Raw genomic sequence first — 522 nt, forward strand, 5'->3', positions numbered from 1 at the left:
GCGTTATAACTCAAGGGGAAATTGTGAAACTGAAGAATATCAAAGGTGTGGCAAAGAACTTTACACTATCATTTTTTAGTGGCGCAAATTACATCGATGGTGGGTTCGTCCGTGATGATATCTTCAAACTAGCTAATCTTAAAGCGGGTGATTTAGTGAAAATTAGTTGGATTCCAACTAAAGATGAAGAGCTGTTTAAACTAACGCCTAGAGTACGTAAGACGGTTCTCGCTTATCGCAAGTGGCTACCTAAGTTGTGCGAATCTCACAGTTTACCTATCGAATGCTTCGAAGAGTTTTATATATCGGCTTATCGTGCTGATAACCATCAGGTGTACGTCGAAGCGGTAGTTGTGGATCTAAATGGAAAAATCTATCAGCTGCCAATTTGGGTTTGAGTTATAACAAACTGTTCAAGAGTGATTCGCAACGCGTGGCATTTTCAGTATGCGTTGGTTTTAGTGTTTAAGGTGGTATGCGGTGACATCGGTATTGCGTTGCTCACACCTTAACAGGGCGTTA

Annotated in this window: 1 protein-coding gene; it reads left to right on the forward strand. The window is 41.0% G+C overall.

Annotated features, from left to right (window positions below):
- Positions 1-398, forward strand: a 398-nt coding sequence (locus tag VCHENC03_RS23130; RefSeq protein ID WP_232310307.1) for a hypothetical protein, incomplete at its 5' end; no start/stop codon positions are given.
- Between the last annotated feature and the right edge of the window lie 124 nt (positions 399-522).

The sequence above is a fragment of the Vibrio sp. HENC-03 genome, assembly GCF_000305755.2.
GTDB lineage: Bacteria > Pseudomonadota > Gammaproteobacteria > Enterobacterales > Vibrionaceae > Vibrio > Vibrio owensii.